General features: G+C 57.4%; 1 protein-coding gene. It reads left to right on the top strand.

Annotation, left to right across the window (positions count from 1 at the left end; genetic code table 11):
• Positions 1–392 (top strand): hypothetical protein (locus ACFXN8_RS07325; protein WP_386843995.1); only part of this gene is annotated, 392 nt, incomplete at both ends.

The following is a 392-nucleotide window of genomic DNA, read 5'->3' as shown; positions in this document are numbered from 1 at the left end:
ACTGGCGCTACCGGCTCTACTGGGACTACCGGTTCTACTGGGGTGACTGGCGTTACCGGCTCTACTGGGGCGACTGGGGCTACCGGTTCTACTGGGGTTACTGGCGCTACCGGCTCTACTGGAGCTACTGGAGCTACTGGCGCTACCGGTTCTACTGGGGTGACTGGAGCTACTGGCGCTACCGGTTCTACTGGGGTGACTGGGGTTACTGGCGTTACTGGCGCTACTGGAGTTGCCGGTGTTACTGGCGCTACTGGGGTTACTGGCGCGACTGGGGCTACCGGTTCTACTGGTGTTACTGGTGTTACTGGTGTTACTGGTGTTACTGGTGTTACTGGTGTTACTGGTGTTACTGGTGTTACTGGTGTTACTGGTGTTACTGGTGTTACTGG

Source organism: Lysinibacillus sp. NPDC059133, from assembly GCF_042755925.1.
Taxonomy (GTDB): Bacteria; Bacillota; Bacilli; order Bacillales_A; family Planococcaceae; genus Lysinibacillus.
The sequence above is the reverse complement of the archived record's forward strand: the minus strand, read 5'-3'. Positions and strand labels throughout refer to the sequence as shown.